12 protein-coding genes and 1 tRNA gene are annotated in these 14,870 nt (G+C 63.8%); all 13 read left to right on the top strand.

Translation table 11 applies throughout. From position 1 onward, the window contains the following. Positions 1-2 precede the first annotated feature (2 nt). The 13 genes from L6418_RS01100 (at position 3) to L6418_RS01160 (ending at position 14,849) form a co-directional block, all read left to right on the top strand. Positions 3-1,712 (top strand): glycosyltransferase family 39 protein, encoded by a 1,710-nt coding sequence (locus L6418_RS01100; RefSeq protein ID WP_237247646.1) that lies wholly within the window; start codon positions 3-5, stop codon positions 1,710-1,712. Then, a complete protein-coding gene (locus tag L6418_RS01105; protein WP_237247647.1) occupies positions 1,712-3,118 on the top strand; it encodes an exo-alpha-sialidase in 1,407 nt (468 codons plus the stop codon). Before L6418_RS01100 ends, L6418_RS01105 begins: the two co-directional genes overlap by 1 nt. Then, positions 3,102-3,704, top strand: coding sequence for a hypothetical protein (locus tag L6418_RS01110; RefSeq protein ID WP_237247648.1), 603 nt, complete (start codon positions 3,102-3,104; stop codon positions 3,702-3,704). The genes L6418_RS01105 and L6418_RS01110 overlap by 17 nt, the downstream gene beginning before the upstream one ends. After that, positions 3,697-4,962, top strand: coding sequence for an MFS transporter (locus tag L6418_RS01115; protein ID WP_237247649.1), 1,266 nt, complete (start codon positions 3,697-3,699; stop codon positions 4,960-4,962). Before L6418_RS01110 ends, L6418_RS01115 begins: the two co-directional genes overlap by 8 nt. An 86-nt stretch (positions 4,963-5,048) precedes the next feature. Beyond that, positions 5,049-6,011, top strand: a complete 963-nt coding sequence (ispB, locus tag L6418_RS01120) for an octaprenyl diphosphate synthase (RefSeq protein ID WP_237247650.1) — start codon at positions 5,049-5,051, stop codon at positions 6,009-6,011. Positions 6,012-6,041: 30 nt separating this feature from the next. Further along, positions 6,042-6,118, top strand: a tRNA-Pro gene (locus L6418_RS01125). A 266-nt stretch (positions 6,119-6,384) separates the two neighbouring features. Continuing rightward, positions 6,385-8,859, top strand: a complete 2,475-nt coding sequence (locus L6418_RS01130; protein WP_237247651.1) for an EAL domain-containing protein — start codon at positions 6,385-6,387, stop codon at positions 8,857-8,859. Positions 8,860-8,944: 85 nt separating this feature from the next. After that, complete coding sequence (locus tag L6418_RS01135) at positions 8,945-10,540, top strand: hypothetical protein (protein WP_237247652.1); 1,596 nt, start codon at positions 8,945-8,947, stop codon at positions 10,538-10,540. Positions 10,541-10,677: 137 nt separating this feature from the next. Further along, on the top strand, positions 10,678-11,436 hold the full coding sequence (gene surE, locus L6418_RS01140; protein WP_237247653.1) for a 5'/3'-nucleotidase SurE: 759 nt from the start codon (positions 10,678-10,680) through the stop codon (positions 11,434-11,436). A 23-nt stretch (positions 11,437-11,459) separates the two neighbouring features. Next, complete coding sequence (locus L6418_RS01145; protein WP_237248750.1) at positions 11,460-12,089, top strand: protein-L-isoaspartate(D-aspartate) O-methyltransferase; 630 nt, start codon at positions 11,460-11,462, stop codon at positions 12,087-12,089. Further along, complete coding sequence (locus L6418_RS01150; protein ID WP_237247654.1) at positions 12,086-13,042, top strand: peptidoglycan DD-metalloendopeptidase family protein; 957 nt, start codon at positions 12,086-12,088, stop codon at positions 13,040-13,042. The genes L6418_RS01145 and L6418_RS01150 overlap by 4 nt, the downstream gene beginning before the upstream one ends. Further along, a complete protein-coding gene (locus tag L6418_RS01155; RefSeq protein ID WP_237247655.1) occupies positions 13,039-13,878 on the top strand; it encodes a radical SAM protein in 840 nt (279 codons plus the stop codon). Before L6418_RS01150 ends, L6418_RS01155 begins: the two co-directional genes overlap by 4 nt. A 20-nt stretch (positions 13,879-13,898) precedes the next feature. Next, on the top strand, positions 13,899-14,849 hold the full coding sequence (locus tag L6418_RS01160) for a hypothetical protein (RefSeq protein ID WP_237247656.1): 951 nt from the start codon (positions 13,899-13,901) through the stop codon (positions 14,847-14,849). The last annotated feature ends 21 nt before the right edge of the window (positions 14,850-14,870 follow it).

Here is a 14,870-nt window from a genome sequence, read left to right on the forward strand (position 1 = left end):
CCATGAACGGGCGGCTGGGGAGGCTACATCTGCTGTGGAATGTCCTGGCGCTCGCGCTCGCTGTCTTCACTTATTGCTACGGCCTCGATAGCCAGCACATCCCCAAGAACGGCGACGAATATCCGTACGAACACATCACGCGCCTGACCGCGGCGAGCGGCCACCTGCTGCCGCTGCAGTCGGAACTCGACGGCATGCGCAACACCAAGCCGCCGCTGCTGTTCTGGCAGGGCATCGCCTCGACGCACTGGGGCCAGGACTGGGACCTGTGGCATCTGCGCTATCCCAGCGTGATCTACACGCTGCTCACCGCGCTGCTGGTATTCCTGTTGGCACGCAGGCTGTCGGGGCAGTCGGAGACCGGTTTCGTCGCGGCGCTCACCTTCCTCGCCTTCTTCAGCACCTATCGATACGGCCGGCCGTTCCTGGTCAACCCGCCCGAAGTGTTCTGGTTCTTCCTGCCGTTCTTCACGCTGTTGTATTGGCGGCAGCAGGCCTTCGCTTCCGGCTTCCTGGTACCGCTGCTGCTCGGCGGGGAGATCGGCATTGGCCTGCTGTACAAATCGTTTGCCTTGCTGGCGCCGGTGGGGCTGGCACTGGCCTGGTGGTACCTGCACCAGCGCCGCTACCGATGGCGCGAGTTCCTGCTGCAGGATGCCTACAAGCCGGTGCTCGCCGGTATCGTGGCGCTGGCGCTGTTTTCCCTGTGGTTCGTGTTCGATCCGGACCCGCAATCGGTGTGGCGCGAATTCGTGGTCGGCGAGAACGCCGGCAAGTTCGAGGCGCATGGCGGCGGATACTGGACCGGCCTGCTGTGGGGCGGCAGCAGCATCTGGGCGCTGGTGCTGGGCTATCCGATGAACGCGGGACTGCTGGCCTTCCCGGTGGCGGCCCTGTTCTGCGTCGCCTGGCGCCGGCGCTACCAGCTCGGCGACGCAGAGCAGATGCTGTGGATCTGGATGGCCGTTTTGTTCCTCGTGTTCGCCGTGCCCAGCCAGCGCTCGGCGCGCTATCTGCTGGAAGCGATGCCCGGGGTTGCCGTGCTGTGCGCGCTCAACTGGCAGCGCATCCCGCGCTGGGTGTTCGTACTCACGCTGCTGGCAGCAGGCGTGCTGCTGGCGCTGCTGGCCAGGCTGGCCGCCAGCCTGCAGGGCGAGGCAGCCGGCATGTACGGCTGGAGCTTCTGGATGTTGCTGGGAGTGGCGCTGGCGCTGGCCGCTCTTGCGCTGTCCGGCCCGCAATTCACGCGTCGCCTGGTCAATGTCGTGGTATTGCTCACCTTCCTGGCGCTTGCCGCTTTCTTGCGGCCGTTCGACGGTGCGCTGGGGACCTATGACGATGCGGCCCGCCACTATGTGCAGGACAAGGATGTGTGGGTGCCGTGCAATTTCCGGGCACACGACGAGGGCGACCGCTTCATGCTGCCGGCCGCGCACGTGCATGGCTACGACGAGAACTGGAACCTGCAGCCGGCCGAATTGGCCGCGCGCTACCGCCTGTTCGCAGTGCAGTTGCCGTTCGGGGCGGAAGCCTGTGCCGGCTGCAAGGTGATCGGGCAAAGGATGGAGATACGCGGGCGACAGAGTCCGGACGAGTTGCATGCGATGCTCGGGGGGGATGTGTTCCGGCATCTTTTCGTGAAAGAATTGCTGGTCGAATCGTCCCTCGTGGATCCCAATGTACCCGATAAGAACAAGGAAGGATGCCGTTGATGCTGGATATTAAGCGTGCGCTCTCGCTCGGCATCGTGTTGGTGGCATTCGGTTTCGGCTTGCACAAGGCATGGCAGCAGCCGGCCCTGTCGTTCGGCTTCCGCCTGCCGGTGATCGATACTCCTGCCGCCCAGCCTGTGGCGGTGGTGAAGAAGCCGCCGGTGCGGAAAAAAGGCCGGCGGCGATCCCGTCGCGGGGAGGATGAGCCGAATGTGGTCGTGGGGCGCTACGAGAGTCATTTCGCTTCTTCCCGCCTGCATGTGCAGACCCACGCGTCCTCGCTTGTCGAGCTCAAGGACGGACGGATTCGCGCCTTCTGGTTCTCCGGCAGCCGGGAAGGTGCATCCGATGTGACCGTCAACAGCGCGGTGTTCGATCCGCTCAAGGACGAATGGGGTGCCGAGCAGGTGGTGGCCAGCCGTTCCAGCACGCAGCGCGCCCTGCATCGTTATGTTTCGAAACTGGGCAACCCGGTAGCGGCCCGTGCGGCGGACGGCAGCTTGCGCCTGTTCTATGTGACGGTGTCGCTGGGCGGCTGGGCCGGCAGCTCCATCACAATGATGACCTCGCACGACGACGGCGAGACATGGGATGCGCCGCGCCGCCTGATCACCTCTCCGTTCATCAACATCAGCACGCTGGTGAAGGGCACGCCGTTCCTGTATGCCGACGGATCGATGGGCGTGCCGGTGTACCACGAGTCGTTCAGCAAATTCGCCGAGATGCTGCATCTCGATGCGGCAGGCAATGTTGTCGACAAGCAGCGCCTGGCCAGTGCCGGGCAAGGCACGCTGCAGCCGGTGGTGCTGGCCAGGAGCCGGGACGACGCGCTGGTGCTGACGCGTTACGCCGGCAAGGACAATCCCCATCTTGCCCGCAGCCTGACCACCGAAGACGGCGGGCAGCACTGGAGCGGGGTGGAAAAATCCGCCTTCCCCAATCCCGATGCGGCGCTGTCGGCCACGGCATTGCCGGACGGGCGGCTGCTGGCGGTGCTGAACCACCAGGAGCAGGGACGCGACAGCCTGTCGCTGATGCTGTCGGCAGACGGCGGCCGCAACTGGAAGGAACTGCACCGGCTGGAAGAGATGCGCGTGATCCGCGACAAGAAGCTGGACGAGAAGCAGTGCATGCACATCGTGCAGGGGCTGCTGCTGAACTCCGAAGCGAGTCTGGCGCAGGCGCCTGCCGCCACGCTGGACGAATACCTGGATTCGGCCAAGGCGAGGGTGCGTGCGGACGGCGGCTGCAGCTTCGAATTCTCCTATCCCTACCTGATCCAGGCGCATAACGGCGATTTCCATCTCTCCTATACCTGGAACCGGGTGTTGATCAAGCACGTCACGTTCGATCAGCTCTGGCTGAATCGTCATTTGAAGAAGGGCAACGATGCAACTGGACACTGACCTGACCGGCCTGGGCGGCATCACGCTGGCCATCCTCGCGTTGCTGCTGCGCCTGCCGCGTGTGCAGGCTTTGCCGCTGCCCAGGCGGGCCGGGGTGCTGGCTGCGGCGGCCATCGTCGTTTCGATCCCGCTGTGGGGCCTCTCGCTGGCCGGCTTCGTGCGCGGCATCACCGGCGACCTGAGCATCGCCACCCTGGTGTTGCTGGCGCTGGCTGCGGTGCGTTCTTTCTCCGGCCATGCGCCGGTCGAGGAGCAGGACCGCCTGGCGATGTTGCGAGCGGTGCTGATCGCCGCCGTCCTGTTCTATCCTTTCGCGCTGGGGCTGGGCATGTTCGACCCCTATCGTCTGGGCTACGGCAACCTGTGGTTCATGGCGGCGCTGCTGGGCGTGGCGGTCTGGGCCGCCTTGCGCTACTCCGTGCTGCTCGCGTCATGCCTCGCCCTGGCGGTGGCGGCGTGGAGCGCCGGCTGGTACGAATCGCCCAACCTGTGGGACTATCTGTTCGACCCGTGGCTGGCGCTCTACGCGCTGGCGGTGCAGTTGAAAACGGGATATTTGCGCTGGAGAGGGAACAAGCATGCCTAGTTTGAACCGCAAGGACTATCGCACGTTGGGGTTGGCCGCGCTGGGCGGGACGCTGGAATTCTACGACTTCATCATCTACGTGTTCTTCGCCGGGGCGATCTCCAAGCTGTTCTTCCCCGCCGATATGCCGGACTGGCTGAGCCAGACGCAGACCTTCGGCATCTTCGCTGCCGGCTATCTGGCGCGTCCCCTGGGCGGGATCGTGATGGCGCATTTCGGCGACCTGTTCGGGCGCAAGCGCATGTTCATGCTGAGCATCCTGCTGATGGCGGTGCCGACGCTGGCCATCGGCCTGTTGCCGACGTATGCGGCGATCGGCATCTGGGCGCCGCTGTTGTTGCTGGCCTTGCGCGTGTTCCAGGGCGCGGCCATCGGCGGCGAAGTGCCCGGCGCCTGGGTGTTCGTCTCCGAGCACGTGCCGCAGCGCCATGTCGGTTTCGCCTGCGGCACGCTCACGGCGGGGCTGACCGGCGGCATCCTGCTCGGTTCGCTGGTGGCGACCGCGGTGAATCGCGCTTATTCGCCGGTCGAGTTGCTGGCGGACGGCTGGCGCGTACCGTTCATCCTCGGCGGCGCATTCGGGCTGGTGGCGGTATGGTTGCGCCAGTACCTGCACGAAACGCCGGTGTTCAGGGAGATGCAGGCGCGGCAGCAGCTGGCCGAGGAATTGCCCTTGAAAACCGTGGTGCGGGAACATCTCCCCTCGGTCGTGCTGACCATGTTGCTGACCTGGCTGCTGTCCGCCGCCATCGTGGTGATGATCCTGATGACGCCGACCCTGATACAGAAACTGTTTGCCATTTCCGCCGTGACGGCGCTGCAGGCCAACAGCGTGGCAACCCTGTTCCTGAGCATCGGCTGCATCACGTTCGGCGCGCTGGCCGACCGTTTCGGTGCGGGCCGCGTGCTGGCCGCGGGATGCGTGGCGCTGGGGGCATCCTCCTGGCTGTTGTACCGGCAATTGAGCGTGTCGCCGGAACAGATCTATCTGCTGTACGGCCTGTGCGGTTTCTTTGTCGGGGTGATCGGCGTGGTTCCCAGCACCGCAGTCCGGCTATTCCCGCCCGCGGTCCGTTTCTCCGGCCTTTCCTTCGGCTATAACGTGGCATATGCCGTGTTCGGCGGCCTGACGCCGGTGCTGGTGAGCCGGCTGTTGCCGCTCGATCCGCAGATCCCGGTGCATTATGTGGTCGCCCTCAGTGCGGCCGGCGTGGGGATGGGCCTGTACCTGCGCCGGCGGGAGCGGGTTATCGGATAGGACGGCTTTATGCGACAATGCGCGCTCTGCGAAAAGAGCGCGTAACAGCGCCGGTTTACACTCCGTATTCAGAATAGGAAGCATCTTTGGAAAACCTCAAGCAATTACTTGCTTCGGATATGGCGGCGGTGGATGCGGTGATCCGCACCCGGCTACATTCCGAAGTGGCATTGGTCAACCAGGTCGGCGAATACATCATCAACAGCGGCGGCAAGCGCCTGCGCCCGGCGCTGGTGCTGCTTTCCGCGCAGGCTTTCGGCTATAGCGGCAGGCATCAGCACGAACTGGCGGCGGTGGTGGAGTTCATCCACACCGCGACCCTGCTGCACGACGATGTGGTGGACGAGTCCGAGCTGCGGCGCGGGCGCGAAACGGCCAATGCGCTGTTCGGCAACGCGGCCAGCGTGCTGGTGGGGGATTTCCTGTACTCGCGTTCGTTCCAGATGATGGTCGAGGTGGGCGAGATGCGCGTGATGCAGACGCTGGCCGATGCCACCAATGTCATCGCCGAGGGCGAGGTGTTGCAGCTGCTCAACTGCCACGATGCGGACGTGGATGTGGCCAACTACATGCGCGTCATCCATTGCAAGACCGCCAAGCTGTTCGAGGCGGCGATGCGGCTGGGCGCCATCCTCGGCCGCGCATCCGCCGCCGAGGAAGAGGCGGCTTCGCGTTACGGCATGCATCTCGGCACCGCGTTCCAGCTGATCGACGATGTGCTGGATTATTCGGCCGACGAGGCGCAGACCGGCAAACATCTTGGCGACGACCTGGCCGAAGGCAAGCCGACGCTGCCATTGATCCATGCGATGCGGCACGGCACCAGCGCACAGGCGGCCGTGGTGCGTGCCGCGATCGAACAGGGCGACGTGAGCAAGTTCGCCGAAGTGCTGGCGATCATCCGCGATACCGGGGCGCTCGACTTCACCCGGCAGCAGGCGCTGCGCGAGGCCGAGGCTGCTTGTGCGTCCATCGCTGCGTTTGCCGATTCTAAATACAAGCAGTGTCTGTTAGAATTGGCAAACTTTGCCGCGACGCGGCAATTTTAGTTTCACCGCAGGCCGGCTGGCCTGCATGAGCGGGGTGTAGCTCAGCCTGGTAGAGTACTGCGTTCGGGACGCAGGAGTCGGAGGTTCGAATCCTCTCACCCCGACCAATCCAAATTGGTCTTCCATCCACATGATCGTCCATATCTGCGCCCTGGCTGGCGAACGCCAGACAATGGCACGCGGTCGTTCGGCGCAATCGAGCGGGCCGGGAGTCCGGGGGGCCTTGTGCGCGAATTGCAGAAGGTGGTGTATTCTCTTTTCATGATATGCGGAAAAAAGGCGCGATCCGCGATGGCAATCCGGTAAAAAACATCACGATCCAGGTCGGGAAAATGGCCAGACTGACAAAGGGCAATTCGATGGCGGACACGCCATGAAAAACTGGTGGAGATCTCTCGGGATCGGCACCAAGCTCAGCATCCTCATCCAGGGGATGCTGGTCGTTGTCCTGTTCGTCGCCCACTTCTGGGTCATCAACCTGTTCAATGAGGGCATCCTGGATGAAGCCGAACGGCGTGCCGAGATCTCGGCCGACGGGGTGATCAACGGCATGAACATGCTGATGGTCACGGGCATGATCACCGATCCGGAGAACCGCCGGCTGTTCATCAAGAAGATGGGCGCATCGGAGAACGTGAGCGAACTGCGCATCATCCGCGCCAAACAGGTGCAGGATCAGTTCGGCCCCGGCCTGCCGGAAGAGCAGATCAGGGACGACATGGATCGTCGCGCCATCGAATCGAAGAAGCCGCAGTTCGAACTGAGCGAAGAGCGCGGCATGCTGAAGCTGCGGGCCGTGGTGCCATTCATCGCCAGCACCTATTTCCGCGGCACCAACTGCCTGAACTGCCACCATGTGCAAGCCGGATCGGTGAACGGTGCCGCCAGCATCACCATCGACCTGACCGGCGAACTGAACAACATCAGGCATGCCAAGAACATGCTGATATTGGGGCACATCCTGCTGCAGATCCTGCTGTTCTTCGCCATCAACTGGCTGATCCAGAAGTTCATGCGGCCGCTCGTCAAGCTGCAGTCGACCATGGAATCGATGCAGCTCAGCGGCAGCATGGAGCAGTTCGTGCCGATCAGGCTGGAGCCGGGCGAGCAGGACGAGATCGGCAAGCTCGGTCTGGCGTTCAACCAGATGTCCGAAGCGCTTTCCAGTTCGGAGCGGTCGATGAAACTGGCGGCGTCGATCTATCAATCGAATGCCGATGCGATCATGGTCACCGACGAGAACAACCTGATCGTGGACGTGAACCCGGCGTTCACCCGCATCACCGGTTATACGCTGGAGGAGGTGAGGGGCAAGAATCCCCGGATCATGCAGTCCGGCAAGCATGACCAGGAATTCTACCGCCACATGTGGCAGGCCATCCTGAACGAGGGACACTGGCAGGGAGAGATCTGGGACAAGCGCAAGACCGGCGAGATCTACGTCAAGATGGCGCATATCAGCATCCTGCGCCGCTCCGATGGCAGCGTATACCGCCATGTGGCGCAATTTTCCGACATCACCGAGAAGAAACAGAAGGACGAGCTGATCTTCTGGCAGGCCAATTACGACGCGCTGACCTGCCTGCCCAACCGCCGCCTGCTGAACGACCGGCTCGCGCATGCGCTTGCCGCCAACAAGCGCAACCGGGATTGCGGCGCGCTGATGTTCCTCGACCTGGACAGGTTCAAGACGCTGAACGACACCCTCGGCCACGCCTATGGCGACATGCTGCTGGTCGAGGTGGCCTGGCGCATCAAATCCTGCGTGCGCGAAGTGGACACGGTGGCGCGCATCGGCGGCGACGAGTTCGTGGTGCTGCTGGAGAATCTGGGTGCAGACATCAAGGATGCCACGCAGGCGGCAGCGCAAATCGCCGAGAAGATACGCGCCAGCCTGTCCAGCCCCTACCAGCTGCACGACAAGGTGCATCACAGCTCGCCCAGCATCGGCGTCAGCCTGATACACGGCAACGGCGAGTCGGCGGAAGAGTTGATCAAGCAGGCCGACATGGCGATGTATCAGGCCAAGGAGGCGGGGCGCAATGCCGTGCGCTTCTTCGATCCGCGGATGCAGCGCTCGGTGGAGGCGATCGCCACGCTGGAATCGGATCTGCGCCAAGCCATCCACGAAGGGCAATTGCAGCTGTACTACCAGGTCCAGGTCGACCGCGACCGCCGCCCGGTCGGTGCCGAGGCGCTGGTGCGCTGGATGCACCCGCTGCGCGGAATGGTGCCGCCGGCGCAATTCATCCCCTTTGCCGAGGAGAGCTCGCTGATCCTCGACATCGGGCATTGGGTGCTGGACGAGGCCTGTCGGCAGATCGCTGCCTGGAGCCATCACGAACGGACGCGCCAACTGGTACTGGCGGTCAACATCAGTGCACGCCAATTCAAGCAGCCCGGTTTCGTCGAGCAGGTCGCGGCTGTGATCCGGAAACACGGCATCCAGCCGGCGCGCCTCAAGCTGGAATTGACCGAAAGCATCGCGCTGGAGGAGATAGGTGTCATCACCGCGAAGATGCATGCGCTGCGCAGCGAACTCGGCATCTCGCTGTCGCTGGACGACTTCGGCACGGGCTATTCTTCCCTGTCCTACCTGAAGCGCCTGCCACTCGACCAGATCAAGATCGACCAGGGTTTCGTGCGCGACATGACGGTGGACAGCAGCGATGCCGTGATGGTGAAGACGATCATCGACATGGCGCACAACTTCGACCTGGAGGTGATCGCTGAGGGCGTCGAGACGGCGGCCCAGCTGGAGCTGCTGGAGCAGTACGGTTGCGTGGTGTTCCAGGGCTACCTGTTCGGCAGGCCGGTCCCAGCGGCGGAGTTCGAGGCGCACCTGTAATTCCTTGCCCGCGCAAAGCGGCGACAACGCAGGCGCTATCCTGAATATAATGTGGCCCACTGTTTAACCGGCAGAAGGTCGAACCATGTTCAGTCTGTTTGAAGCGAAACCGGACCACCCCCTGTTCGACCTGGACGAAGCCAGGCGCCTGATCGCGGAGTTGCCGGAAGACGATCGTTACAAGGCGCTGGAAGACATCACCTTCTGGCTGGACTCGATCAAGACCACCAGCGGTTTCCATCCCGAGGTGCGCATCGCCATCATCCTGCTGCTGGACGAGACCGCGTTGCCGCTGCATACGGAGTTGCTGCACCAGTATCTCGGCGCGCCGCACCTGCAGGACTTCAAGGGCGTGCACCTGTGGCAGGGCGTGCACGCTTATGCCAAGGCGCTGGCCGGGGCGTATGCCGCAAGCATCGACGAATATCGGGCGGCAAAGAGCAAAGCTTCCGAGCTCAGGCAGCAACTGCCGCTGATCTGCGTCAGGTGGGCGCGCGCCATCGGCGAACAGCTGAAACTGGAACTGATGCGCTATCTCGATGCCGAGCCTGCCGTGTGGCAGCAGCTGGCGGCGTGCCAGCGCTTCGTCGAATCCGAACAGATCGCCGAGAGCATGGTGTTGCCGTACGCGGGCCATGTCATCCATGTCAGCCCGCAACGCGAGCTGCTGCATGCATTGCTGCTGTACGTTTCCGCTCCCGACGAACTTGCTCCCGACCAGATCGAGGTGAGCTACCGCATTGCCGGCCGCCTGGCGAGCTTCTTCGATCTCAGGCGCGAGGCGGATGCCGACTGTCCCTACCGTTTCGATCTTGCCGCCGCTGTCGCGCCGTGCCGGACCGACGGAGCGGCCACACCGGACAGCCGCTATTTCGGTGCGGTGCGCGCCGTGCCGGCGGTGGAGAAGATCGAAAAACAGAACGAAGACGATCCGGTCTGGCAGGAGCGCCGCTTCGGCAGCGAATTCACCCCCTCGGGCAAGCTGACCGTACTCAAGCACCTGCTGACCTGGTGGGCGCGGCAACCGCCGTTGCGCCATCAGGACCATCGCGGCATCGATAGCAAGGTCGATGTGATCCACGGTTTCCGCCTGGTCAGCCAGATGGTGACCCGCATCGAACTGGCCGCCTCCGCCGGGGCCGGCGAGCAGGCCGGACGGATCGGCCTGGCTGCGGACGGCGCGGTGGATTACAGCGCCGAGGCCTGGACGGTCACCGACATCAGCGTCGACGAGATCGGCATCAGGCTGGCGAAGAGCGAGGGAACCTGGGTCAAAATCGGCGACCTGTGCGGCATCAGGACACAGAACAACCCGCTCTGGTGGGTCGGCACGATCCGCCGTATCCACACCGATGCGCAGGGCGTCGTGCACCTGGTCATCGCCATCGTCGCCAAGAAGCCGCTCTCGATCTGGCTGCGCGCGCTCGGCAAAGGGGCGGAGAAAGCCTCCAACTGGGAGACCAGTTCCGGCTCGTTCCAGTACACCTACCTGCCGGCCATCGTCCTGCCCGACGCGCAAAACAGCTACCGCAACGCCACCCTGCTGCTGGAACCCGGGGCGTTTGTGCCGGGCAACTATTATCAGGCGCTGATGGGCGAAAACAGCCGCGAACTGAAGCTGCTGAATCTGCTGGCGGAGGGCGAGGATTTCGAGCAGATCGGCTTCGAGTGGCTGGCATGAACGCCACAACGGGCTGGATGCAAACGGAAAAGGCAGCTAACATCCGCTTCCGCGGTTCGCGCCAGATGCGCCGGACCGATCGCCAACGACCATGACACCGACTTTGCCCGCTTCCATCTTCGATCCCGATCTGCCTTATGCGTATCCTGCTCAGTAACGACGACGGCTATTTTGCGCCGGGACTCGCCTGCCTTGCCCGGCATCTTTCCGCGATCGCCGAGGTGGTCGTGGTGGCCCCGGAGCGCGACCGCAGCGGCGCGAGCAACTCCCTCACCCTGAGCCGTCCGCTCAACCTGCGCCAGGCGGCGAGCGGTTTCTACTACGTCGACGGTACGCCGACCGATTGCGTGCACCTGGCGGTGACCGGCATGCTGGATACGCAGCCGGACATCGTGGTGTCCGGCATCAACTCGGGCGCCAACATGGGCGACGACACCATCTATTCCGGCACGGTGGCCGCCGCAACCGAGGGTTTCCTGCTCGGCATCCCGGCCATCGCCATCTCCATGGACAGACACAACCCGGAGCACTACGATACGGCGGGAAAAGTGGCGGTGGAGCTGGTGCAGCGTTTCATGACGCAGGCCAACTCGCATCCCTGGCTGCTCAACGTGAACGTTCCCGATGTGCCCCATGAACGCCTGCAGGGCATGGAAGTCACGCGCCTGGGCAAGCGGCACAAGGCCGAACCGGTGATCAAGAGCAGCAACCCGCACGGCCAGCCGGTGTACTGGGTGGGCGCGGCGGGCAAAGCGCAGGACGCCGGCGCAGGGACGGATTTCCATGCGACCTCGCAGGATCGCGTCTCGATCACGCCGCTGCAGATCGATCTTACGCAATACAGCCAGCTGGATGCGGTGCGTTCGTGGCTGGCTGCGGGCGGGGGGCGGCAGTGAACCTGCGCCACGCCGGCATCGGCATGACTTCGGCGCGCACGCGCGGCCGCCTGATCGAGCGGTTGCGCGCCGAGGGCATCCAGGACGAAACGGTGCTGGCGGCGATGAGCGAGATTCCGCGCCACATCTTCATCGACGAAGCGCTGGCATCGCGCGCATACGACGATGTGTCGCTGCCCATCGGGCACGGGCAGACCATCTCGCAACCCTATATCGTGGCGCGCATGACCGAAGTGCTGCGCAACGGCAGGCAGCTCAATCGCGTGCTGGAGATCGGCACCGGCTGCGGCTACCAGGCCGCAGTGCTGGCGAAGGTGGCGAAGGAGGTCTATTCGGTCGAGCGTATCCAGCCGCTGTACGAGCGCGCCAGGAAGACGCTGCGCGAACTGAAGATGTTCAACGTCAGTCTGCGTTATGCGGATGGCACCGCCGGCTTGCCGGATGCCGGCCCGTTCGACGGCATCATCATGGCGTGCGCCGCGCCCGCGCTGTCCGCCGCGCTGCGGGAGCAGCTGGCGGTCGGTGGTAGAATGGTGCTGCCGATGGGGACGCAGGAACAATATCTGTACCTGATCGAGCGCGATGAGAACGGCTTCCGCGAAAGCCGCCTGGAAGCCGTGAAGTTCGTACCGCTGGTGATGGGGAAAGCATGAACAGACAGATTCTGCTGTGTGGGGCATTGGCGTTGGCTGCCCTGGTGGCGACGGGTTGCGGATCGCCGGCGCCGAACGGCCGCCGTGCGCCCGTCATGGAATACGGCGCGGACAAGAAACCGGCCAGGACCGCGCCGCCATCGGCCGCGAAAAAACCTGTGCCGGTGATGGATTCGGACAACCAGACCGTCACCCGGATCTATGTGGTGCAGAAGGGCGACACGCTCTACAGCATCGCTTTCCTGCACGGCGTGGACTACCGCGATGTGGCGGACTGGAACCATCTCGACAACCCCGCAGCGATCAAGATCGGGCAGGTGTTGCAGCTGCATATCCAGACCGCCGACTCCGCGCGCAGGGAAGAACCCAGGCCGGTGATGGCTTCGCAGGTGCCGCCGGAACCGGGCGCGACCAAGAGCTATCCCAAGGTGGGCAAGCTGGCCTATACCGAGAGCGCCCTGGCGCAAGCGGAGCGCCTGCAGTACGAACCGGCCTCGGCGGCGACTGCCCCGGCGGTCGCCGAAGCGGCACCGGCGAGGCCGGCGGCAGTGCCGGCCCGTGCGGTGGATGACGAAGAGCCGCTGGAGTGGGGCATGCCGACCAAGGGCAAGCTGGTTGCCGGATTCTCCGAGAGCGACAACCGCAAAGGGGTCGACATCGTCGGCGTGCGCGGCCAGGCGGTGGTGGCCAGTGCGGCCGGCAAGGTGGTCTACAGCGGCAGCGGGCTGCGCGGTTACGGCAAGCTGATCATCATCAAGCACAACAAGACCTATCTCAGCGCCTATGCGCACAACGACCAGATCCTGGTGAAAGAGGGCCAGAACGTGAGCAAGGGGCAGAAGATCGCCGAGATGGGCAACACCGATGCCAGCCAGGTCGAGCTGCATTTCGAGATCCGCAAATTCGGCAAGCCGGTGGATCCGGCCCAATACCTGCCATTGGTAAAATCTTGACCGAAGATATCCTGAGCATCACCGACCACAGTCGCGACAGCGCCGGATTGCGTTATGTCTATCCGGTCGTTTCGCGCCGCGCCGGCGGCGTCTCCATCGGCATCAACCTCAATCCGAACAATGCCTGCAACTGGCGCTGCATCTACTGCCAGGTGCCCGACCTCACCCGCGGTACGGCCCCGCCGGTCGATCTGGGCTTGCTGGAGAAAGAGCTGGGCGGATTCCTGCACGAATTGCAGCACGGCGACTTCATGCTGCGCGTGCCGCCGGAAGCGCGGCGCATCAACGACATCGCGCTGTCCGGCAACGGCGAACCGACCAGCGCTCAGGAATTCGCCGAGGTCATCGAGCTGATCGCCAGGCACAAGCCGGCCGCTTTGAAGCTGGTGCTGATCACCAACGGCAGCCTGATGCAGCGCGACAACGTGCAGCAGGGATTGCGCCGCATGGCGCAGCTCAACGGCGAAGTGTGGTTCAAACTGGACCGCGCCAGCGAGGCGGGCATGGCGCTGGTCAACGACACCCGGATGACCGTGGACAAGCTGCGGCAGAACCTCGCCACGGCTGTCGCCTGTTGCCCGGATACCTGGCTGCAGACTTGCTGGTTCGCGCTGGACGGCAGCGCACCGGAGCGGCAGGACGAAGACGACTACCTGGATTTTCTCGGCGCCTGCCTGCGCGACGGCATCAGGCCGCAAGGCGTGCTGCTCTACGGTCTGGCGCGGCCTTCGTTGCAGCCGGAAGCGCCGCGCCTGAGCGCGTTGCCTGCAGAACGCCTGGAAGCGTTCGCAGCGCGCATCCGCGCTTTGGGGCTGGCAACCCGGGTAAGTGCATGAGGGAAAGGACTGGGTCATCCATGCGTCGTATTGCTGAACTGGCGTTGCTGGGTACATTGCTGCTGCCGCTGGCCGGCCAGGGCGCAGAGACCAATTCCGAAGTGCCCGAGCGGCCGCTGCGTTCGATGCCGCTGCTGGCATCCGACGAACCCACCCTGCTGGGCATGACGCGGGACAGTTACGAGCGCAATGCGTACATGGACTTCACGCTGTCCATGCGCTACCCGCTGCTGTTCGATACCCTGGAGCAAGGCTACAAGTTCAACATGCTGCCTTTCATTGCCTTCACCGGCAGGATGGGACAGTACTTCGACCGTCATTCCGCGCCGGTCGTCACCAAGCGGCTCAACCCCAAGCTGTTCCTGCGCTTTTACGAGTCGGGTACGGCGGGGAAGAGCCTGTGGTCGGACGATAACGGCCTGGACTATTACGACGTCGGCTATGCGCACGAATCGAACGGGCAATCCGTCGACTCGCAGGCATTGTTCAACAGCGCGGTGGCGAGCTACGGCACGCCCGAGATCGCACAGGATTATGTCAGCCGCGGCTGGGACTACCTGGGATACAAGCGCCATCTGCAGATGCATAGCCACGGCCTCGATTCGCTGGATGCCGAGGTGAAGTATTTCCTGCACCACGGCCTGTTCCAGCGGACGAGCGAGGAATACTACACATGGGAGGGGCCGCGTGCGATCACCCGTATCGGCCAGGTCGACGGATTGCGCCTCAAGATGAATTTCGAGTTCCGCCGCGACTGGTTCAAGGGCGCATCCCTGTCCTATACCACTGGTTACCTCAATGTGGCCCGATGGAACACCGTCCGCGCCGAATTCGGCTTCACGCCGCTGAGCGACTTCCTCGGCGTCCCCATCGTGCTGTGGGGGCAGAGCGGCTACAACAACAATGTCGCCCAGTATTACCGCAATGCATGGTCTGCCGGACTCGCCGCTTCGTTCGAGACGTTCAAGTAGGCGCCCCGCCGGTCGCCGGGG

Source organism: Sideroxyarcus emersonii (assembly GCF_021654335.1).
GTDB lineage: Bacteria > Pseudomonadota > Gammaproteobacteria > Burkholderiales > Gallionellaceae > Sideroxyarcus > Sideroxyarcus emersonii.